Annotated in this window: 19 protein-coding genes; 1 reads left to right on the top strand and 18 read right to left on the bottom strand. The window is 53.3% G+C overall.

Annotated elements, in window-relative coordinates; translation table 11 throughout:
* Positions 1–72 precede the first annotated feature (72 nt).
* The 3 genes from DI14_RS13605 to DI14_RS13595 all read right to left on the bottom strand — a co-directional run bounded on the left by DI14_RS13605 (position 73) and on the right by DI14_RS13595 (position 4,173).
* A complete protein-coding gene (locus tag DI14_RS13605; RefSeq protein ID WP_034809465.1) occupies positions 73–1,416 on the bottom strand; it encodes a DEAD/DEAH box helicase in 1,344 nt (447 codons plus the stop codon).
* Positions 1,417–1,477: 61 nt separating this feature from the next.
* The gene (locus DI14_RS13600; RefSeq protein ID WP_034809462.1) at positions 1,478–2,413 is read right to left on the bottom strand and encodes a sugar ABC transporter substrate-binding protein; all 936 of its coding nucleotides are present in this window, start codon (positions 2,411–2,413) and stop codon (positions 1,478–1,480) included.
* On the bottom strand, positions 2,410–4,173 hold the full coding sequence (locus DI14_RS13595; RefSeq protein WP_034809459.1) for a sensor histidine kinase: 1,764 nt from the start codon (positions 4,171–4,173) through the stop codon (positions 2,410–2,412). The genes DI14_RS13600 and DI14_RS13595 overlap by 4 nt, the downstream gene beginning before the upstream one ends.
* A gap of 120 nt (positions 4,174–4,293) precedes the next feature.
* Here DI14_RS13595 and DI14_RS13590 point away from each other — a divergent pair, with 120 nt between their 5' ends.
* Positions 4,294–5,247 (top strand): 4-hydroxy-3-methylbut-2-enyl diphosphate reductase, encoded by a 954-nt coding sequence (locus DI14_RS13590; protein WP_034809456.1) that lies wholly within the window; start codon positions 4,294–4,296, stop codon positions 5,245–5,247.
* A gap of 38 nt (positions 5,248–5,285) precedes the next feature.
* Here the strand turns inward: DI14_RS13590 and DI14_RS13585 are convergent, their stop codons facing one another.
* The 15 genes from DI14_RS13585 to DI14_RS13515 all read right to left on the bottom strand — a co-directional run bounded on the left by DI14_RS13585 (position 5,286) and on the right by DI14_RS13515 (position 21,015).
* On the bottom strand, positions 5,286–6,398 hold the full coding sequence (locus tag DI14_RS13585) for a Nif3-like dinuclear metal center hexameric protein (protein ID WP_034809453.1): 1,113 nt from the start codon (positions 6,396–6,398) through the stop codon (positions 5,286–5,288).
* Positions 6,398–7,114 carry a class I SAM-dependent methyltransferase gene (locus DI14_RS13580; RefSeq protein WP_034809451.1) on the bottom strand — a complete coding sequence of 239 codons (717 nt, stop codon included), beginning with the start codon at positions 7,112–7,114 and terminating at the stop codon, positions 6,398–6,400. The genes DI14_RS13585 and DI14_RS13580 overlap by 1 nt, the downstream gene beginning before the upstream one ends.
* Before the next feature lie 99 nt (positions 7,115–7,213).
* On the bottom strand, positions 7,214–7,552 hold the full coding sequence (gene cccA, locus DI14_RS13575; protein WP_034809449.1) for a cytochrome c550: 339 nt from the start codon (positions 7,550–7,552) through the stop codon (positions 7,214–7,216).
* A 132-nt stretch (positions 7,553–7,684) separates the two neighbouring features.
* Positions 7,685–8,779, bottom strand: a complete 1,095-nt coding sequence (gene rpoD / locus DI14_RS13570; RefSeq protein ID WP_034809447.1) for an RNA polymerase sigma factor RpoD — start codon at positions 8,777–8,779, stop codon at positions 7,685–7,687.
* 35 nt (positions 8,780–8,814) lie between these two features.
* Entirely contained in the window at positions 8,815–10,632 is a 1,818-nt protein-coding gene (gene dnaG, locus DI14_RS13565; protein WP_235193478.1) for a DNA primase, read from the bottom strand.
* Positions 10,633–10,754: 122 nt separating this feature from the next.
* Complete coding sequence (locus tag DI14_RS13560; RefSeq protein WP_051622731.1) at positions 10,755–11,588, bottom strand: pyruvate, water dikinase regulatory protein; 834 nt, start codon at positions 11,586–11,588, stop codon at positions 10,755–10,757.
* Positions 11,575–12,204, bottom strand: a complete 630-nt coding sequence (locus DI14_RS13555; RefSeq protein ID WP_034809442.1) for a helix-turn-helix transcriptional regulator — start codon at positions 12,202–12,204, stop codon at positions 11,575–11,577. The genes DI14_RS13560 and DI14_RS13555 overlap by 14 nt, the downstream gene beginning before the upstream one ends.
* A gap of 21 nt (positions 12,205–12,225) precedes the next feature.
* Positions 12,226–14,283, bottom strand: a complete 2,058-nt coding sequence (glyS, locus tag DI14_RS13550; protein WP_034809441.1) for a glycine--tRNA ligase subunit beta — start codon at positions 14,281–14,283, stop codon at positions 12,226–12,228.
* Entirely contained in the window at positions 14,276–15,178 is a 903-nt protein-coding gene (gene glyQ / locus DI14_RS13545) for a glycine--tRNA ligase subunit alpha (protein ID WP_034809440.1), read from the bottom strand. Before glyQ ends, glyS begins: the two co-directional genes overlap by 8 nt.
* A gap of 281 nt (positions 15,179–15,459) precedes the next feature.
* Positions 15,460–16,209, bottom strand: coding sequence for a DNA repair protein RecO (gene recO, locus DI14_RS13540; RefSeq protein ID WP_034809439.1), 750 nt, complete (start codon positions 16,207–16,209; stop codon positions 15,460–15,462).
* A gap of 3 nt (positions 16,210–16,212) precedes the next feature.
* Entirely contained in the window at positions 16,213–17,121 is a 909-nt protein-coding gene (gene era, locus DI14_RS13535; RefSeq protein ID WP_034809438.1) for a GTPase Era, read from the bottom strand.
* A 43-nt stretch (positions 17,122–17,164) separates the two neighbouring features.
* Positions 17,165–17,509 carry a diacylglycerol kinase family protein gene (locus DI14_RS13530; RefSeq protein WP_034809437.1) on the bottom strand — a complete coding sequence of 115 codons (345 nt, stop codon included), beginning with the start codon at positions 17,507–17,509 and terminating at the stop codon, positions 17,165–17,167.
* Positions 17,506–17,982: an rRNA maturation RNase YbeY gene (gene ybeY / locus DI14_RS13525; protein WP_034809436.1), complete on the bottom strand. Its 477-nt coding sequence runs from the start codon at positions 17,980–17,982 to the stop codon at positions 17,506–17,508. Before ybeY ends, DI14_RS13530 begins: the two co-directional genes overlap by 4 nt.
* Positions 17,960–20,041 (bottom strand): HD family phosphohydrolase, encoded by a 2,082-nt coding sequence (locus DI14_RS13520; protein WP_235193475.1) that lies wholly within the window; start codon positions 20,039–20,041, stop codon positions 17,960–17,962. The genes ybeY and DI14_RS13520 overlap by 23 nt, the downstream gene beginning before the upstream one ends.
* 17 nt (positions 20,042–20,058) lie before the next feature.
* A complete protein-coding gene (locus DI14_RS13515) occupies positions 20,059–21,015 on the bottom strand; it encodes a PhoH family protein (RefSeq protein ID WP_034809432.1) in 957 nt (318 codons plus the stop codon).
* Positions 21,016–21,139: the final 124 nt, after the last annotated feature.

Raw genomic sequence — 21,139 nt, 5'->3', positions numbered from 1 at the left:
CCCTTCCTATCTTCTCTCTTCAGTGTACACAAAAAGCAGAACCGACTCCAAGAAGTCGATTCTGCTAACGGGTTAACGTTTGTTTTTCTTACGGATTTCACGACGCTCTTTGCGTTGACTCTGCATATGCTCGCGTGAGGCCGTCTCTTTCAACTTGTACTTGAACTTTTTCTTGTAGCCCGGTTTGACTTTCTTCTTCGCCTTTTTAATTTCCCCGGCCATGCGGCTGTGGGCCGTCTGCGAAACTTTCATCTTCCGGTCGGTCGTACGACGTTTGCGCGTCTTGATCGGTTGGAGTGACCCGTTGCGCACGTCGACGTGCGTGAAGGTGAATCCACGCTCTTCAAGACGGTTGATTGGACCGTTCTCGTGGTCTTCGTACAGCGTGTACGCCTCACCCGTCGCCCCGGCACGGCCCGTCCGGCCGACACGGTGCGTGTAGAAGTCGAGATCTTTCGGGATCCCGAAGTTGATGACGTGCGACACACCTTTAATATCGATACCACGCGCAGCCAAGTCGGTCGCGATGACGTATTGATACTTCGCGTCGTTAATATCTTTAATCGCTTGCTTCCGGCGACGGGCTTGCATGTCTCCGTGGAGCGTCCCGACGTTGAGTCCCGCCTCGCGGAACGTCGTCTCGAGCTCGTCCGCTTCTTGTTTCGTGTTCGTGAACACGAGACAGACGAACGGATTGATCGCTTTGGCGACTTCGACCGTCAATTCTTTACGGTCACGGTGACGCACTGGAATCGTGTGGTGCTTGATTTTCGGCACGACACGGTGCTCCGCACTCGCTTCCGCATAACGCGGGTCATGCAAATATTTCTTCAAGAACGGCTCGAGCTTCTCTGGAATCGTGGCCGAGAAGACCATCGTCTGAAGTTTTTCCGGCAACGCCTGCGCGATGCGGTCGACCTCAGGCAAGAAGCCCATGTCGAGCATTTGATCGGCCTCATCGACGACAAAGTGTGTGACTTTGTGCGGGAAGAGCGCCTGGACTTTCATCAAGTCGAGGATACGACCTGGTGTCCCGATGATGAGTTGTGGTGGGTTTTTCATGCGATCGATTTGACGTTCACGGTCGGTCCCACCGACAATCAAACTTGTTTTGATAAATTCCGGTTGTTTGACGAGGAGCGATTTCAACTCCTCATGAATTTGCCATGCAAGTTCACGCGTCGGCGCGACGACGATCGCTTGGACCGACTGCTCTTCCGGGTTGATGGCTTCTAAAATCGGCAAGAGAAACGCGAGCGTCTTCCCTGTACCGGTCTGTGATTTTCCGATGATGTCGCGACCGTTCATAGCAGCCGGAATGATCCGGGCTTGGATGTCGGTCGGTTTGGTGATGCGCTTTTCTGTCAAGGCATCGACGATAAACGGTAACAATTTGAACTGTTGGAAGCTGTTCAATCGATACACCTCCTGTTTCTTTCCACTTTTCCTAGCATAGCGGAATCTAATCATTTGTCAATTAATCTTTTATGAGACCTTCATATAAATAGCTCGATGAGTAGTAATGCCGGGAAATCTTTTTCCCGCTCAAATGCTGTTCGAGTGCTTTGAATCCGACTTCAATCATCTCGTTCGGGGACTGGACGACGGTCGCATCCACCTTGCCGCTATGGATAAGCGGATAAATCTCTGTCACACCGTCGACCGAGACGATCGTCTTCTCGAGCAACCCTCTGCTCTCAAGGGCACGGACGACGCCGAACGTATTGTCATCATTGTGCGAGAAGACGGCATCGAACGGGATGTCTTCTTTTAACCAGCGTGACATTTCAATCTCGGCTTGGAACGTGTCGAAGTTGCCCGTGAGCGAGGCAACGACTTCGAGCTCGTCATGAGCCCGGTCGTACTCCGTCAAACCGAGGCTTCGGTCAATCGTCGAGCGCACCTTGGCCGTCCCCCTCACCTCAACGACCCGAATCGGACGATTCAGGTCAGCATGTTTCGCGACGATATGGTTCGCCGCCATCCGACCGATTTCAACGTTGTCCGAGACGACCGATGTGAGTACGCTATCATGGTCAATCATCCGGTCGATGGCGATAATCGGGATTCCTTCGCGTTCCGCTCGCTCCAAAGAGGGTCGGATGAACGTCTCATCGAGCGTCGTCACAAAGATGGCCTCGACGCCTCGATCAATCAAAGAGTCGAGTTTCTCTTTTTCTAGCACACGGGAATCTTCACTCGTCGTCGGGACGGGAATGAACCCTTTTTGATTGGCCGTCCTGACGAAAGCGGCGAGCAACTTGTTCGCATGTTCGTGCTTGTCGCTCACAAAGACGAAACCGACTTCATTATCTTTCGTTTTTTGTTCCGGTAGTTGAATCGATGTGATGAGTAAAATCGTCATCGCCCATACGACCGGGAGCCATAGCCAATAGTGTCGGAATCCCTTCATACGTCGGACCGCCTTGGGATTTTAATCATCATGGCCGTACCTTCTCCTTCGACACTTTCAATTTCCATTCGTCCATTCACGGCTTTCAAGTATTCCCGAATCATATACAAGCCGAGCCCGTTCCCGTTATCTTTCGTCGTATAAAACGCCGAACCGACGGCCTGGACTTGTGCTTTCGTCATACCCACGCCGTTATCCTCAATCAAAAAGCGATAGTCACGTTCCGTGAAAAGAATCGTCACGGTGACGCTACCGTCCGCACCTTTTGAATCGACGGCCTCGACCGCGTTTTTGAACAAGTTGTAGATGATTTGAACGAGCATATCGTTCGAGCAATAAAACGGTGGCATCTCGTTCGGGACGATCAGTTCCCATTTCGTCACCCGTTTATAACACTCGGCATCGAGTAATAACTCGAGTCGCGCTGCAAATTCAGCCATGTCAATCCACTCTTCATCTCGTTTTGACTGGTCCGGCTTCGCGAGCGTGAGCATCGTCGTAATCAAGTGATTGGCCCGGTTGAGCTCCGATAAGGCCAAGTCGAGCATCTCTTGACTGCTGTGCCCTTCTTTCACCATTTGAAGCGTGATTTGGACAGGCGTGAGCGGGTTTCGAATCTCGTGGGCAATCCCGGCGGCGAGCTGGCCGAGCGAGGCGAGCTTCTCTTGTTGGAGCAACAGTTGTTGCTGACTCAACTGCTCGCGCCGGGACGTTTCCATCCGTCTCGAATAATCGTTATACGTGTCGAGTAGCGTCTGGACTTCTTTGGAACCGGTCCGTTCGAGTTGAATCGGCTCGAGGGACTGTTGCCGTTTAATGTTCTGCACGAGCTCTGTGAGCGGGCTCGTCAATGTCTTAGATAGAAGCAATCCGACGAGGATACTTAAAAAGAACGTGACGAGCGTGATCAATAAATATTGCCAACGCGTCGCATAGACCGCTTCATAGACGGAATCGGTGCTATGTTTGGCGAGCACGCTCCAACCGTTGACCCGGGCGTCCGGTTCATACATATAGACGTCCGTGTCCGTGCTCATGATGGAGCGTACGTCCTTGTCTTTCGCCGATTCGATGACCGACCGCGACAAGCGCCGCTCGGCATCGGTGACGAGGTTGAACGATGTCGACAAGACTTCCCCGCGCTCGTTCAATAAATACAAAATCATATTGTCATTCGCCGACTCCAGGACACGCCGATACAAGTCCGAGTTGAGGACGCTGATGCTGCCCCCGAACAGACCGACCGGGCGATTGTCTTCCAAAACCGGGACATACAAATACGTCCCGACATCTCCAGAGATGGAAATCGGGTCACTCATATAAATTTCGTTACCGCCTGACGTGATGACGTTCGTGAAATTCGGGTCTGACTTCAGGGTCATCGCCGGCACTTGGCGTTGTGAGTACCACGTGAACGCGTCTTCTCGCAAGTCATAATAGAAGATCGAGGTGAAGCCCGTTCGCTGATTCAAATAGCCGGTGCGAATCCGTTCCTCGATCCACGGCTCGTTGCCGAGATACGCACCAAGGTAGACGAGGTCCTCGTATAGTTTCCCGAGCCGCGTCTCCATATTTTCGATACTGCCGTCAATCGCATAATCGAACTGATTTTTCGCCAGCTCTTCGGCACGGGACACCGTCACGCGATCGGCCGAAAACGCTAAAGAGGAGATGACGAGCCCTAAGATGATGAAGATGATAAACGTGATTTGAAAGAAGTATGACTTACGTACTTCTAACAATGATTTCAAACGTTCCACGGTGTCCCTCCTTTCTAACCTTCAAATTATAGCATGAATACACGCAATTCTTTTCGTATTTTCGAAACAATGTTAGACTAAGACGTATGAAAGCATCGCGAAAGGAGCGTTCATCGCATAATGAAAATTAAAAAGATCAGCCCGCGCGGATACTGTTACGGTGTCGTCGACGCCATGAAACTCGCCAACGAGGCTGTGGCCAACCCAGATTTACCACGGCCAATCCATATACTCGGTATGATCGTTCACAACCGCCACGTCACACAAGCGTTCGAAGACCTCGGCGTCAAAACAGTCGATGGTGACGACCGCATGCAAGCACTCGAGACGATTGATGAAGGAACGGTCGTCTTCACCGCCCACGGAATCTCACCGCTCGTACGCAAGCGGGCCATCGAAAAAGGGTTGACGATTGTCGACGCGTCTTGTCCGGACGTGCTCGTCACACACGATTTGATTCGCGAGAAGACGGCTGTCGGCTATGAAGTCATCTATATCGGGAAACACGGTCACCCGGAACCGGAAGGCGCGATGGGTGTCGCCCCGGATAAAGTCCACCTCGTCCAGTACGAGCATGACCTCGAGGCGTTGCCGGCCCGCTTGTTCGAGTCGAACATTCTCGTCACGAACCAGACGACGATGAGCCAATGGGACGTCTCGGCGTTGATTGAACAAATCCAAGAACGTTACCCGCACGTCGAAGTGCATAACGAAATTTGCAACGCGACGCAAGTTCGTCAAGAAGCCGTCGCCGAACAGGCCGGGGACTGCGATTTGTTAATCGTCGTCGGTGATCCGAAATCGAACAACTCGAATCGGCTCGCCCAAGTCTCAAAAGAGATTGCCGGGACGAACGCGTATCGAATCGGTGACTTGAGCGAACTCGACCTCGCCTGGCTCGAAGGAGTCGAGACGGTCGCTGTCACTTCCGGTGCCTCGACACCGACACCGATCACGAAAAAAGTCATCGACTTCTTGACGCAATATGATCCTGCTGACTTGAGCACGCATGATAAAACGCCATTCCTTGAACTACGAAGCATCCTTCCTAAAGTGAAGGCGCTCCGCAAGTGACGACAATCCCCGGCCTAGAACAGGCCGGGGATTGTTTATTATTGGAAACGAAACGGGTTCGTATTCGTCGTCGATACGATCAACTCAACGTCGAGTTTCGCTTGATTGAACCGTTGACGCAACACGTCGACGACACCTTGTTTCATGACGCTCTCGACGTGATGCCCTGGGTCGACGACGGCGAGCCCGAGCGCCATCGCATCGTGGGCCACGTGGAAATAAAGGTCACCGGTCACGTAGGCGTCCGCACCTTTAAAGTGCGCGGCCGACACGTATTTGTTTCCGTCCCCGCCGAGGACGGCGACCTTTTCAATCATCCGGCCCGGCTCACCGACGACTCGGACACCTTCAACTCCGAAGCTCGATTTGACGTGGAGGGCGAACTGTTCGAGCGTGAGCGGACTCGCCAAGCGTCCGATGCGGCCGAGGCCATGGACCGGCCCAGCGATTTCGTCACGAATCACATCGTGTGCCACTTCTTCGTACGGATGCGCTTGTTTCATCGCACGCAAGACGTGTTTCTTTTGACTTTCTGTCATGATGGTCTCAATCTTCACTTCTTCGACCGTTTCCGTCTTGCCGACTTGACCGAGATACGGGTCCGCGTGGTCGAGCGGTTTGAACTGGCCGATGCCGTCCACTTTGAACTGACAGTCACGATAGTCACCGATGTGACCGGCCCCTGCCCTTGCCAACGCCTCAGACACGACCGCTTCGTGCTTCTTCGGGACGAAGACGGCGAGCTTATACACGGGCTCTTCATATGTTGGAATGAGGACGCTCGTCTCGATTAGGCCGAGCGCGTCGCTCATCCAGTCGTTGACCCCGCCGGCGCACACGTCGAGGTTCGTATGGGCCACATACACGGCGATGTCATGCTTCACACATTTCATGACGATCCGGCCGGCGGCGCTTCGGTCATTCACTTGGCCGAGCGGGCTAAAGATTGGCGGATGGTGAGCGATAATCAAGTCGATCTCGTGCTCAATCGCCTCATCGACGACCGGTTCGAGCACATCGAGCGTGACCATCACTTTTCGGACTTCTTTATCAAGCGAACCGATTTGAAGACCAATCTTATCCCCTTCGACGGCCAAATGCTTCGGGGCGAACGATTCAAACAGTTGGATGATATGATTGCCGTTTGCCATTATCCACTCACCTCTCTCATCTTGTCACGTAGTAGCGTAAACGTCCCTTGCTTTTCAAGGAGCGCCTCCGTCTGTTCGCCAGAACGCATCTGTCCGAGCACGTAGTCCAACTTGTCGGCCTCACGACGCCATTTGAGTTTAAACGCGTCGGGGCGACGCTCTAAGAGATAAGGACCGAAAAGCAGTTGCCATTTTCGTACGTCTTCGTTTTGGCTGTACCGGGTTTCGCTCCCACGCTCGCCGACAAGAATTTCATACACTTTATCGTTCTCCTCAACGATTTGCTCATCAATCAATACATATCCTGAGGCAAGCAACCATTCCCGTACATGCTCCCCGTCAACGTTCGGTTGCAAGACGAGTCGCTCGACCGCTCCGAGCTTATTTTTCCCAGCTTCTAGAATCGAGCGAATCAAACTGCCACCCATCCCACAAATCGAGATACATGTCGCCTCATCCTCATTTAGGACGGCAAGCCCGTCTCCGAGTCGGACGTCGATTTTGTCCGTCGCCCCAATCAAAGCGACTTGAGCCTCTGCCGCTTCCATCGGTCCGCGATTCACTTCACCGGCAATCGCACGGTCGACGATCCCATTTTGAACGAGATAACACGGGACATAGGCATGGTCGGAACCGATATCGGCGAGCACGCTACCGTGCGGAATGAAATCGACGACTTGTTTCAGTCGACGGTCTAACGTTACTTGTTCTTGCATGAAGACAACTCCTTTTTGACTACTTCTATCTTAGGTTAACGAAATTTCGTGATGCGGACAACAAAAAAACGTACCCTCATGCGTGAGAGTACGTCCGTCTTATTGCTCGAGCAACCACGTCGCGAGGACTTCCGCCTCTTCTGCCGACGCGAGGCCACCTGGCATTGAACCTTGACCGTTTACGATAATGTTGGCAATCTCTTCAGCCGACAAGCGCTCCCCTACACCTGTAAGGGCCGGGCCGACGCCACCTTCTAAGTTACCACCGTGGCAACCGGTACACCCTTTCGCAGCATACAACTCTTCCGGATTCATTTCAGTCATAGCCGGACCTTCCGCTGCTTGTTGCGCTTGGTTCACGCCAAAATAAGATAATGAGACCATGGCGATGATGGCAACGATTGCGATCGCGGCAAATGGCAACAATGGATTACGCATTGTATTTCCCCCTCATGTTCATTCCAAATTTCTACCCATCACTATTTTACTCAAAAAACAATAAAGAAGGAAGGAAAATCACTCATTTTCCTCCCTTTCTTCTAAAACTTCACACTTTATTCAAATGTCTAATCAATCAAGGAAATCTTTCAAACGTTTCGAACGACTCGGGTGACGCAGCTTACGTAACGCTTTCGCCTCGATTTGACGAATCCGCTCGCGTGTGACGCCGAATACTTTCCCGACTTCTTCGAGCGTACGGGTCCGACCATCATCGAGTCCGAAACGAAGACGAAGGACGTTCTCTTCCCGGTCCGTGAGCGTATCGAGCACGTCTTCGAGCTGTTCTTTGAGCAACTCATAAGCCGCCGCGTCTTGAGGTGCCATCGCGTCTTGGTCTTCGATGAAGTCGCCGAGATGTGAATCGTCTTCTTCCCCAATCGGCGTCTCAAGCGATACCGGCTCTTGGGCAATCTTCAAGATTTCACGAACTTTCTCCGGCGTCAGTTCCATCTCCTTGGCAATCTCCTCAGGAGAAGGCTCACGGCCGAGGTCTTGCAACAACTGACGTTGAACGCGAATCAATTTGTTGATCGTCTCGACCATATGGACCGGAATCCGAATCGTCCGGGCTTGGTCGGCGATGGCGCGTGTAATTGCTTGACGAATCCACCACGTCGCGTACGTCGAGAACTTGAACCCTTTCATGTAGTCGAATTTCTCGACGGCTTTAATCAGACCCATGTTCCCTTCTTGAATCAAATCGAGGAAGAGCATCCCGCGACCGACGTAACGTTTCGCGATCGAGACGACGAGACGAAGGTTGGCTTCAGCAAGCCGCTTCTTCGCTTCTTCATCCCCTTGCTCGATCCGCTTCGCAAGCTCCGTCTCATCTTTCGCGCTGAGAAGGTCCACGCGGCCAATCTCTTTCAAGTACATGCGGACCGGGTCATTGATTTTAATGCCGGGCGGGACCGACAAGTCGTTCAAATCGACTTCGTCATCTTCTTTTTTCGCGGGTGTCTCTTCGGCATCGGCCGCATCTTCTGTGACACGGATATCTTTGCCTTCTAAGTCTTCGATGAAGTTGTCGACGAAGTCCGAGTCCACTTCAAAGTGGCTGAGACGATCTTGAATCTCCTGCATCGAGACGACGCCTTTTTTCTTCCCTAACTTCTCGAGTTCCTCTATGGCGTTAAATAAGTCCTCTTTTTTCTTCTCTGCCATCTAGCAGTTCAACTCCTTCCAAACTTCCTTCGCGTTCATCGTTCGCGTAGACGGCGACTGCGATTAATGAGCTCTTGCAATTTCGATGCCTGGTCTACAATACTTTCGGCATCTTGCGCGATATCCCTTTTCGCCCGTTCGATTTGACGCTGTTCCTCATAACTGTTTATGACCTTAATGTATTCATCTAAAACCTCTTCGCTAAGCTCATCAGGCGCAGCCATGAGTCGAACTTCCGCGTATCGTGTCGCGTAATCCGGAAGCTCGTTGCAACGTCGCTCCATGAAGGCTGGGACGACTTGTTCGAACTCCTCGAGCGTCATCTCCTCCGAAACGACCTCATAAAGCGCTGTCGCCAACATCCGGTGAACCTCGTCCTGATACGCCAACCCGAGTCGGTCTCGTACGTAACGCACGCGATCCGGCCCGCTGAGCAACGCGCGCAACAGCAACTTTTCCGCCTTCAAGTAGCGTGGCTCAGCCGCCTTCGAGGCACGTCGCCGCACCGGTTCAGGTTCTGCCACGCGCTCCGGCACTTGCTCTTTTTTCCCCGTCGCCGGCATCCGTGACAATAGCGTGTTAACGGGAATCTCGAACTCATCGGCCAATTTTTTCACGTATAAATCGCGCCGAATCGAGTTGTCACTTTTACTGATTTCCTCAAGCATAGATTCAATAAACCGAATCCGTTCTCCTTCTCGATTCAAGTTTTTCCCGCGACGGAGTGTGCGGTTCATGAAATCGAGGACAGACAGACGTTCCGAGTCGACGAACCGTTGCCATTGTTCGGTCCCGTTCGTTCGAATGTAGTCGTCCGGGTCCGTTTTTTCCGGTAAGAGGAGCACTTGGACGTCGAGCGGATACGTCTCGAGCAAGCGGACGACTTTGAGCGTCGCCTCTTGCCCGGCATGGTCACCGTCGTAACAGACGATGACCTCGTCCACCATACGCGCTAGCGCACGGGCGTGTCCGGACGAGAACGCCGTTCCGAGCGACGCGACCACTTCTTTCGTTCCCGCTTGGGCGACTTGGAGCACATCCACGTTGCCTTCGACTAAGAAGACACGCTTCTGTTTTCGCATCGTCGCACGCGCTTGGGGAAAGCCGAATAACAGTTCACTCTTATTGAACAACGGGGTGTCGGACGTGTTCACGTACTTTGGCTTTCGTTCGTCAATCGATCGGCCGCTGAAGCCGACGATGGTGCCGTCTCGATCCGCAATCGGAAAGACGACCCGACCTTCAAACCGATCAAAATATTCACCGGCTCTAGACTTTGAAATCAAGCCGGCCTCGACCATCACTTCGAGGTCGAAGCCTCGCCGTTCAAGTGAATCAACAGTAAATCGCCGCTGGTCCGGCGCATAGCCAATCTTATATGCGGCGATGGTCTCCTCATGGAGCCCGCGATTCGTCAAATAAGTCAAACCGACGTCTCCTGCTTCTGTCTTCATGAGCACTTCATGATACAGTTCTGCGACGACACGATGGGCGTCACGCATCTGTTTACGAATCTGTTGGTCGTGCGATAGTTCCTCGTCTCCGGGAACACCACCTTCGACGGTGATGTTGGCCCGTGTGGCCAACCGTTCAACCGTTTCCGGGAACGATAGACCTTCCGTCTCCATGACGAACGTGAAGACGTTACCGCCTGCACCGCAACCGAAACAATGATACATCCCTTTTTCCGGGGACACCGAAAAAGAGGGACTATTCTCGGAATGAAACGGACAGAGCCCGACGAGGCGATGTCCTTGTTTCTTCAATTCGACCCGTTCGCTTATCAAATCGACGATATCTGTTGCCTGTTTCACTTCCGCAATGACTTCATCCGGTATCCGTGGCAACTCCACCACTCCCTACATCCAAACTCGCAACGAAACGGAACGCGCTTCACGTTCCGTTTCACTGTAATGTCAGTACTCTATTATACCCGTTCACAACTCCGATTACTAACACGAGTGCTCGTAATGCGTCACGAATGACCGAGATGACGCAAAATGATACCGGCCGTCTCTTCGACGGCCTTATTCGTCACGTCGATCACCTCACAACCGATCCGTTCATAAATCCCTCTCGCGTACTCGAGCTCACGATTGATGCGCTCGAGTTGCGCATAGTCCGCCTCCGGCTTCAAACCGAGTGATTTCAAGCGTTCCATTCGAATCGAGATCAGCTTGTCCGGCGAAATGATCAGCCCGACGCAGCGTTCCGGCGGCAAATCGAACAATTCTTCTGGCGGCCGCGATTCCGGGACGAGCGGGACGTTCGCCACTTTAAACCGTTTCAAAGCCAAGTACTGGGACAGCGGCGTTTTCGATGTCCGCGAGACCCCGACGAGCACGATGTCGGCTTTCTTCAGTCCACGCGGGTCCCGACCGTCATCATACTTCACCGCGAACTCCATCGCCTCGATTTTACGGAAATAATCGTCGTCAAGGCGATAGATGAGTCCTGGCTTTTCACGAGGGCTCTCTTGAAGTTCACCCGATAAGACGTCGAGCAAGTCACCGAGCAAGTCGACCGTCTTCACGCCGTACCGCTCCCCGAGTGAGACGAGCAAGGCGCGATGTTCTTCGTTGACGAGCGTGAACGCGATGACCGCCGTTTGCGCCCGGGCTTGCGTGACGACGTCATGAATCGTCTGTTCATCCTCGACGAACGGGATACGAAGCGTCTCAATCGCATTTTCATGGAACTGGATGCTCGCAGCCCGAACGACGAGTTCACACGTCTCACCGACCGAGTCACTTACGACAAACACGAGTTGTTTCTTTGTCAAATCAGCTTCCTCCTCAGAACGACTCATCGTTGGCGAGTGCGATCAACACTTTTGTCATATTCGTCTTCGTCATCCGTCCGAGCACGATCAGTTTGCCGTCTTTTTCTTCGACGACCGGCATCGCGTCGATTTGTTTTTCAATCAACTTCATCCCGGCCCGAATCAACGTCTCACTTTTCTCGCAGACGGTAATGTTCGGCATCCGTGTCATGATGACATTGACAGGCAATTGGTCTAGGTCTTGATTCCCAATCGCGGCCCGGAGCAAGTCTTTCCGGGACAAGACGCCGACGAGTTCACTATCTTTTCCGACGACGAACAAAGAACCGACGTCTTCTAAAAATAGGGTCACGACCGCATCGTATACGGTCATCTCGTCACTGACGACTTTTGCTGACGACATAAAGTCGCCGACGGTCAACGAATCGAGCTTCTCACGCAGCATCGATGAGTTGCGTTTGCCGACGAACGTGTACCCGACGCGCGGTCTCGCCTCTAATATGCCCGTCATCGTCAAAATCGCAAGGTCGGGACGGAGCGTCGCCCGGGTGAGCGATAGTTCTTGTGCAATCTGTTCACCCGTAATCGGTCCGTTCCCTTTCACGATTTCGACAATCTTCTGTTGGCGTTCATTCAGTTGCATGGCCAACCCCCTCTATTTTGGTCAAAGCACGAGTGCATTGAAGTCGGCGACGCGCTCGATTGCCGACGCCAGACGTTTCATCTCGTGAAGACGGTTCAGACGGACTGCCTCCACATCACTCATGACCATCGTATTTTCAAAGTAAGCGCTAATCGGTTGCTCCAAGATGCGAAGTGCCGTGAGCGCGCGTTCGTAGTCCCCTGCCTCGACCGCATCATTCAACTGATGCACCGTCGTCTCGGCAGCGTCATGGAGCATACGTTCTTCGTCGTTCTCGAACAAGGAGACGTCAATCGGTCCGTGTTCACCTTTCTTCGCGATGTTGCCGACCCGTGTCAATTGTTCAATCAACGGTTTCGCCTCGTCACGCGACACGAACTGTTGCACCGCTTCGGCACGGGCATCGAGACGTGTGACCGAAAGTCCTGTCGTAAGAATCGCATCGATGACATCGTAACGGACTTGGCGCTCTTGCAGACGATACTTCAAGCGAAGCATGAAGAAGTCTTTCAATTGCGCTTTGACTTGTTCTTTATCGGCATCGTAAAGTCCTGCTTCTAGCTGAGAATCGACAACTTGTGACAAAATCTCATCAATCGTCATGTCGACGTCCCAATCCCCAAGGATTTGAACGACACCTTGCGCTTGTCGGCGAAGAGCGAACGGGTCTTGTGAACCGCTCGGGATCATGCCGATTCCAAAGAAGGCGGCAATCGAATCGAGCTTGTCTGCGAGCGCGAGCGTTGCCCCGGTCGCAGTCGTTGGTGACGCATCGCCGGCAAACCGTGGCATGTAATGTTCACGGATGGCCGCAGCGACTTCGCGGTCTTCGCCTTGCATGAGGGCATACTTCTCGCCCATGATGCCTTGCAGTTCCGTGAACTCGTACACCATTTGACTGACGAGGTCGAACTTATGGATGTGTGCCGCACGCGCGACTTTCGTTTCGTCCGCTTTAAAGAGCGGCGCGAGCGTCTCGGCTAGCCGTTCCACGCGACGAACTTTGTCACCGGTCGTGCCGAGTTTCTCATGGAACACGATCCGGTCGAGACGCGGCAGTTGATCGTCAAGCTTCGTCTTCTTGTCTTCCTCGTAGAAGAAGACGGCATCGGCGAGACGAGCACGGATGACTTTCTCGTTTCCGCGGGCGACGTTCTCGAGGTGCTCGGCGTTCCCGTTCCGTACAGTGACGAAATACTGCTTGAGCGTGTCCCCGACGTAGACCGGGAAGTAACGTTGATGTTCTTTCATCGTCGTGATCAATACTTCTTCTGGGAGTTCAAGATAACTCGCATCATACTCACCGAATAGCGCTGTCGGCCACTCGACGAGGTTCGTCACTTCTTCAAGCAATGATGCGTCGAGCGGTACCGTCCAGCCTTGTTCAGAGGCGAGCGCCTCGATTTGAGCCGTGATTTGGTCTTTACGCGCCTCATATGAAGCGATGACGTACGCTTGTTCGAGCGTCGACACGTACGCGTCGGGCGAAGCGATCGTGACGTCACCCGTGCTTAAGAAGCGGTGACCGCGCGTCATATTGCCTGTTTTGACCCCTTCAATCTCGAAATCGATGCGCTCTGTTCCGAACAAGGCGATCATCCAACGAATCGGGCGCATATAACGGAGACTGCTCGTCCCCCATTTCATGTTTTTTGGGAACGTCATGCCGCGCACGACGTGTTCAAGGCCAGACAGGAGCGACATCGTCGCTTGGCCCGCCTCGTGACGGTCCGCAAAGACGTACTCGACGCCTTTCTCTTCCGCGAAATAGAGGTCCTCGACCGAGAGGCCTCGACCGCGCGCGAATCCGGCCGCGGCTTTCGACCAGTTCCCTTCAGCATCTTGGGCGATCTTCTTCGCTGGTCCACGTAACGTCTCCGTCAAATCTTGTTGTGTCTCTTCGACGTCTTTGACGAGGACGGCGAGACGGCGTGGCGTCGAATAGACGTCGACCGTCCCAAAGTTGACGCGGGCGTCGTTCAAGAACGTGGTGACGCGCTCCGCTAGCTGTTGCTCCGAGCGGAGGACGTATTGGGCTGGCAATTCTTCAAGTCCGATTTCTAATAAAAGGTCACGCATCAAGGGCACCTGCTTTCTCTTGATTAAGAAGCGGGAAACCGAGACGTTCCCGTTCTTCGATAAACTTCGCCGCGCACGCGCGCGACATGTTGCGTACACGTTGAATGAATCCGGTACGTTCGGTCACCGAGATGGCGCCTTTCGCATCGAGTAAGTTGAACGTGTGCGAACATTTGAGGATGTAGTCGTAAGCCGGGAAGACGAGGTTCTCGTCAAGGGCGCGTTTCGCTTCTTTTTCATACGTGTCGAACAACGTGAACAGCATGTCGACATCTGAAAGCTCGAACGTATATTTCGAATGCTCGAACTCCGGCTGGTAGAAGATGTCCCCGTACTTGAATCCATCTGTCCAGACGAGGTCGAACACGCTCTCGACTTCCTGGATGTACGAGGCGAGACGCTCGAGACCATACGTGATTTCGACAGCGATCGGATCACACTCGATGCCTCCGACTTGTTGGAAGTACGTGAACTGCGTGATTTCCATCCCGTTGAGCCACACTTCCCAACCGAGTCCGGCCGCACCGAACGTCGGGTTCTCCCAGTTATCTTCGACGAAACGGATATCGTGCTCGAGCGGGTTGATCCCGATGAGCTCGAGGCTCTCCAAGTACAGTTCTTGAATGTTGTCCGGTGACGGCTTCATGATGACTTGGAACTGATGGTGTTGATAGAGACGGTTCGGGTTCTCTCCGTATCGGCCATCTGCCGGGCGGCGCGACGGCTCCGTATAGCAGACGTTCCACGGCTCCGGTCCGAGACTCCGGAGGAACGTCATCGGGTTCATCGTCCCGGCTCCTTTTTCCACGTCATATGCCTGCATCGTCAGGCAACCTTTTGACGCCCAGAAGTTTTGCAACGTCAAAATGATTTCTTGTACTGTCTTATGTTTCATGTTGTGACACCTCCAAAAGTATTGAAACGACAAAAAACGCCCCTATGTGCCATGCACATAGGGACGGGATTACCCGCGGTTCCACCCTACTTGCCTCGAAACGAGGCCACTCTTTGGATTGTGGGCGCTCCAGAACCGCCATTCACTTTTCACATGGCGCTCGGCTCCCACCTGCCCGAACTCGCTGTCCCCATCGTTAAAAAGCTACTCATTTCCTTCATTGCGCACGCTACATTCATTTGTCTAATCGTAGATTATGGTATCGAATCTTGTCGAAAAAGTCAATCATCGTTCAAATGAAGTCGTTGCATTTGATCGAGCACGCGCTTCGTCTTGAGACGGAGTCCGCTGTATGAATCCATATAGGCGTCGAACAGTTGCCTGAGAAGTAGCCGCGTCTCTTTCGTGAGCGGGACGTTGCTGAACTCGGAAAGCTCATGACGGCTCATCCAATACAGCAGTTTCGCCAACCGTTCGCTCAAACGAATCGAGCCTTCCTCGTTATGACGTGCGCACAGGAAGCCACCCGCCGTCACCGAAAAGTACATCGGGTCGGTCACGTCGTTACAGCGGATGCATCCGGTCAATACCGGGGCGACACCGAGCAAGTGAAGAATACGCAGCTCAAAGTGGTGCGTGATCACCTCCGCGTCCATCCCGGCATTGAGCGCCTGAAGCGCCTCGTTCAAGATGCGGTAGAGCGGACGGTTCGGCACGCGGTCCTCGACGGTCCGGTCGACGAGTTCGAGCCAATACATCGCATACGCCATCCGCTCGACGTCTTTTCGAATTTCTGGGTACGACGTGATTACATCCGACGATTTCAATTGGCCAAGGCCACGACTCGCCGGAAAGATATAGACGGCTTCGACGAACGGTTGACTCGACGAATGAAGACGACTGCCTGGCTTCTTCGCCCCCCGTGCCATGACGGCGACCTTACCGAGCTCTTCGGTGAACAACGTCACGACTTTGTTCGACTCACCGTAATTGACCGTGCGGATGACGATTCCCGTGACTTTTTGTAACATCGCTTAATACTCGTCGTCGCGGAAACCGAGGTCGCGCAGTTGGCCCATCTTGTTGCGCCAGTCCTTCTGTACTTTCACCCAAAGGTTCAAATACACTTTCGTCCCGAGGAGCATCTCGATATCCTGACGGGCTTCGGTCCCGATTTCACGGAGCATCGCACCTTTTTTGCCGATGACGATTCCTTTTTGCGAATCGCGCTCGACCATGATCACCGCCTCGACATCGACCATCTCCGAGTTCTCGCGTTTTTTAATCGACTCGATGGCGACGGCAATCGAGTGCGGCACTTCGTCACGCGTCTTATGGAGCACTTTCTCACGAATCAGTTCAGAGATGATGAACCGTTCCGGGTGATCGGTCACTTGGTCGGCCGGGTAATACATCGGGCCTTCCGGAAGTAACTTTTTAATCTCTTTAAGAAGTGGTTCGACGTTGTTCCCTTGAAGTGCCGAGATTGGGACATATGCCGCAAAATCGAGCTGGTTTTTATATTGTTCAATCACGGCTGGAATCTCATCCGGATGAATCATATCGATTTTGTTCATGACGAGGATGATCGGCGTGTCGAGCCCTTTCAACTTTTCGATAATGAAATCATCGCCCGCGCCACGCGGTTCCGTCACGTTGACCATGAAAAGAATCGCATCGACTTCACGCAAGGCGTTCGTCGCGACTTTCATCATGAAATCACCGAGGCGGTGTTTCGGTTTATGAATCCCTGGCGTGTCGATGAAAATGATTTGAGCGTCGTCGGTCGTGTACACCCCTTGGACTTTGTTGCGCGTCGTCTGTGGCTTATCCGACATGATGGCAATCTTTTGGCCAATCACGCGGTTTAAAAATGTAGATTTCCCGACGTTCGGGCGACCGATAATCGAGACGAATCCTGATTTAAAATCTTCTTGATACATAGTGCACCTGCTTTCATATTGTCTTGAATAAGGACGCGCCCGTTCACACGAGCGCGAGAAGATACGGTAAATAGATGACGAGGGCCGTTACGGCCGCACCGACTGAGGCGACGAGCACGGCACCAGCGGCCACATCTTTCGCTTGTTTGGCGAGTGGCCTCACGTCGCGCGTCACAAGATCGACCGTTCGTTCGACGGCCGTATTGAGTAATTCTAACGAAATGACGAGAATGATCCAACCAAATAACAACAAGTTCTCCATCGTCGTCGTGTCGAGCCATATCGCGAACACAACGACGAGGAGGCTCGCGATGAGGTGAATCCGCATATTCCGCTCGGTCCGCGCCGCGTGCACAATCCCTTGCACGGCGAACCAAAACGGTCTCACACCTCGCCTCGCTTCAACTCAAAATGGGCGAGCACTTCTTCTTGCCGAGCCGTCATTTCCGCCTCGTCTTCCGGCGTCATATGGTCGTACCCGAGGAGATGTAAGAAGCCGTGGATTGCCAAGAAACCGAGTTCTCGTTCGAATGAGTGGCCGTAGTCCGCCGCTTGTTCCCGACAACGCTCGACCGAGATGACGAGGTCGCCGAGGAGGCGCGGCTCGTCTTCGTCGAGCATGAAATCCATCTCTTCTTCCCCCATCTCATCGAACGCGAAACTGATCACATCCGTCGGGGCATCTTTGCCGCGCCAATCCCGATTGATTTCTTGAATCAACTCGTTCGTCAAGAACGTGACCGAGAGTTCACTCGGTTCCTCGACGTCTTCTTCTGTTGCGGCGTGGACTAAAATCGCTTCGACGAGTTCACGTTGTGCGCTCGTCAGTAATCCATGTTCATCGTTCGAGATGATTTGCATGCATGTCGCCTTCTTTCTTTAGTTCTGGATATTCGATGCGTTCATGGAAGAGGCCAGTCAACGTCTCACAGGCACTCTCGCCGACACGCCATACTTCTTTCGTCGTCAAATCACAATCTTCAAACTGACCGTCTTGCAGCTTATCGCGAATGATGCCATTAACGAGCTGACGGATGCGGTCGGGCGTCGGTTGTTTTTGAGACCGGACCGCGGCCTCGATTGAATCGACGATCATGACGACGGCCGCCTCACGCGTCTGCGGTTTCGGACCCGGATAACGGAAGCGCGATTCGGATACGTCACGCGTCTCTTTCGCCTTCACGTAAAAGAACTTCAACAGCGAGGTACCGTGATGTTGTTCGGCGATGTCGATAATCTCTTGTGGCAACTTGTAGCGCCGCAGAAGATCGGCCCCGTCATACGGATGGGCCATGATGATATCGGCCGACTCTTCAGGAGTGAGTCGGTCATGCGGATTGACGCCGTTCTGTTGATTCTCGATGAAATGGAGCGGTCGTTCGGTCTTTCCGAGGTCGTGGTAATAACTCGCCACGCGGGCGAGCAATCCGTCGGCCCCGATCGCCTCACACGCCGACTCGGCCAAATTGGCGACCATCATGCTGTGATGATACGTGCCTGGCGCCTCCATCAACAACTTCCGCAAGAGCGGGTGAGTCGGGCTCATCAGTTCGACGAGGCGTCCGGATGACAAGACGCCGAACCACGGTTCGAGGAACGGCAAGAAGCCGAACGTGAGAACGATGGACAAGAGCGCTCCGACGACGGCGAAGCCGGACAAGTAAGCCGCCATCTCCCATGTCACTTGCGTGTTTCGTAAGAACAACAAGGCGAGCACCATGATGATATTGATGATCCCGAGCAAGATGCCGGACAAGAACAGTCGCTTCCGCTGAATCTTCGGTTCGACCAAGAACACCGCGAGGAAGCTTCCCGTCGCGAAATAAACGAGCGTCATGAAGCTCGTATTCTGTCCATAACTGACGACAATCGCCCCGGCAATCATCGTGATCAACGCCGATGCGAGGGCGACGCGTTCATCGACCAAAATCCGGAGCAGTAATACGACGAAGGCCGTCGGCGCGAGCACATAGGCGTACGTTGTGAATTCGATGCCGATATAGCCGACTCCGAAAAAGAGTCCAAGTTGGAATAACAAGAGACCATATACCGTAATCAAGATTTTCGGTCGGAGCAATAGCTCATTGATCTTTGAGCGAATCAACATAAACAAAAATCCAGCTGTCAGCAGGCCGCTCAATAAGTATGATCCGAAAAGCGGTGCGAACGATCGGTTCGGGTCAATGGCACCACTCAGTTCGAGCTTACGATAAATTTCGCGCGTGACGACTTCTCCTTGATTGACGAGCAGTTGACCCTCTTGAATGATGACCGGGTCGACAGCATCGACCGCTTCTTGTTCCTTTTGCCGCGTCGCTTCTGAGTCGAAGACGTAGTTCGGCACGATGAGCTGGTCGCTCAAGCTTTTGGCAATCGTCCGAAACTCGAGCGAGAGCGGTGATTGATCGATGAGCGTCCCGGCGCGGTCTCGTGCATCGGCGATTGAGTCGGAACTCGTCTCGATGCGATTCCCCATAACTTCCTGAAGCGCCGTCACGGTGACATCTTCGACCGTTCTTCGCGTGTTTTCACTCGCCTGGAGCAACGCGTTCAACTCATCGTCCCCAAGAAATCCGTTCGCATCAGTCGAGTTGAGACGACTTTTAATGTCGGCTAATTCTGTCTCGTCATCCGTGTTCTCGAACGCCGCGAACAGCTGCTCGACTTTCGCAATCTGTTGATCGGCGAACTCACGGCGAAGCGAGAACTGGCTGCCGACGGCGTTCGTCGCTTCTTGCCTCAACCGTTCCGTCGCCACGCGGTCCTCGATTGTGATCGGTGAGCGGATATCCTGTTCGGCAATCCCGAGTGGTTCGACGCTTATGATGGTCGGGCGCACTGTAAAGTAAAGGATTGCCCCAAGGATGAGGAAGAAGACGATTGAAATCGCCGCCACCGTCCAATGACGTGCACGTTGCATCAGTGCCCCCCCTTTCGTCATGTAAGATCCGTGCTATAGGCGTTGATGATTTTCTTGACGAGTGGATGGCGCACGACGTCCGAAGCGGTAAAGTGCTCGAAATGAATCCCGTCTACCCCTTCTAACAGGCGGAGCGCCTCTTGTAAGCCGGACGCTTTCCCTTTCGGTAAGTCGACTTGCGTCAAGTCACCCGTGACGACCATCTTCGACCCGAAACCGAGTCGAGTCAGGAACATCTTCATCTGTTCTTTCGTCGTGTTCTGTGCCTCGTCTAGGATGACGAACGCGTCCTCGAGCGTCCGTCCTCGCATATAGGCGAGCGGGGCGACTTCAATCGTCCCGCGCTCGAGCAGGCGATTCGTCTGTTCGACGCCATAGACGTCGAATAAGGCGTCATAAAGCGGACGCAAATACGGATCGACTTTCTCTTTCAAGTCGCCCGGTAAAAAGCCTAGGCTCTCTCCGGCTTCAACGGCAGGTCGTGTCAAGATGATGCGTTTCACTTGACCTTCCTTCAAAGCACGGACGGCTAAGACGACCGCCAAATACGTTTTCCCCGTACCGGCCGGACCGATTCCGAAGACGAGGTCACGGCGCTCGATGGCGCGAACGTAACGGCTCTGCCCGACCGTCTTCGCACGAATCGGCTTCCCTTTGCTCGTCGTGAAGACGACGCGTTCGTAATGTTCGAGCAACTCGTCACCTTTCCCGACTTGAATATGTTGAATCACGCTGATCGCATCACTCTCGTTCAAACGTGCGCCTTTCTTTACGAGCTGTTGCAACGTCTTGACAACTTGTTTCGTCAGCTCTAACGTATCGGCTGAGTCTGCTTGAATGATGAGTTCTTCTCCTCGAGGTGTCAATGCGACGGAAAGCTCAGATTCGATAGCTTCGAACACTTCGTCTTTCGGTCCAAGGAGTGCTTGTGCTTCGTTCGCATGCTCCATGACGAACGGAATTTTATCAGTCATAATCAATGGATGATACTCCCCCTCTTGAATAGATTGTTCCCTCTTTACTTTAGCACTATCAAGCCGTTCGTGAAAGAATGACCGCCCCTTCCACGAGCAAAAAAGCAGCAACGAGAAGAACCGC

This window comes from Exiguobacterium sp. AB2 (assembly GCF_000696055.1).
GTDB classification, from domain to species: domain Bacteria; phylum Bacillota; class Bacilli; order Exiguobacteriales; family Exiguobacteriaceae; genus Exiguobacterium; species Exiguobacterium alkaliphilum.
Note: the sequence above shows the minus strand (reverse complement) of the source record. Positions and strands in the feature narration are given on the sequence as shown.

Excerpts from the sequence above, each read along its gene's own strand:
- DI14_RS13590 (WP_034809456.1), top strand. The coding sequence starts at position 4,294 with ATGAAAATTAAAAAGATCAGCCCGCGCGGATACTGTTACGGTGTCGTC.
- glyQ (WP_034809440.1), bottom strand. The coding sequence starts at position 15,178 with ATGAAACATAAGACAGTACAAGAAATCATTTTGACGTTGCAAAACTTC.
- DI14_RS13585 (WP_034809453.1), bottom strand. The coding sequence starts at position 6,398 with ATGGCAAACGGCAATCATATCATCCAACTGTTTGAATCGTTCGCCCCG.
- DI14_RS13580 (WP_034809451.1), bottom strand. The coding sequence starts at position 7,114 with ATGCAAGAACAAGTAACGTTAGACCGTCGACTGAAACAAGTCGTCGAT.
- DI14_RS13600 (WP_034809462.1), bottom strand. The coding sequence starts at position 2,413 with ATGAAGGGATTCCGACACTATTGGCTATGGCTCCCGGTCGTATGGGCG.
- DI14_RS13520 (WP_235193475.1), bottom strand. The coding sequence starts at position 20,041 with ATGCAACGTGCACGTCATTGGACGGTGGCGGCGATTTCAATCGTCTTC.
- rpoD (WP_034809447.1), bottom strand. The coding sequence starts at position 8,779 with ATGGCAGAGAAGAAAAAAGAGGACTTATTTAACGCCATAGAGGAACTC.
- glyS (WP_034809441.1), bottom strand. The coding sequence starts at position 14,283 with ATGCGTGACCTTTTATTAGAAATCGGACTTGAAGAATTGCCAGCCCAA.
- ybeY (WP_034809436.1), bottom strand. The coding sequence starts at position 17,982 with ATGCAAATCATCTCGAACGATGAACATGGATTACTGACGAGCGCACAA.
- DI14_RS13555 (WP_034809442.1), bottom strand. The coding sequence starts at position 12,204 with ATGCAACTGAATGAACGCCAACAGAAGATTGTCGAAATCGTGAAAGGG.
- cccA (WP_034809449.1), bottom strand. The coding sequence starts at position 7,552 with ATGCGTAATCCATTGTTGCCATTTGCCGCGATCGCAATCGTTGCCATC.
- recO (WP_034809439.1), bottom strand. The coding sequence starts at position 16,209 with ATGTTACAAAAAGTCACGGGAATCGTCATCCGCACGGTCAATTACGGT.
- DI14_RS13515 (WP_034809432.1), bottom strand. The coding sequence starts at position 21,015 with ATGACTGATAAAATTCCGTTCGTCATGGAGCATGCGAACGAAGCACAA.
- era (WP_034809438.1), bottom strand. The coding sequence starts at position 17,121 with ATGTATCAAGAAGATTTTAAATCAGGATTCGTCTCGATTATCGGTCGC.
- DI14_RS13560 (WP_051622731.1), bottom strand. The coding sequence starts at position 11,588 with ATGAGTCGTTCTGAGGAGGAAGCTGATTTGACAAAGAAACAACTCGTG.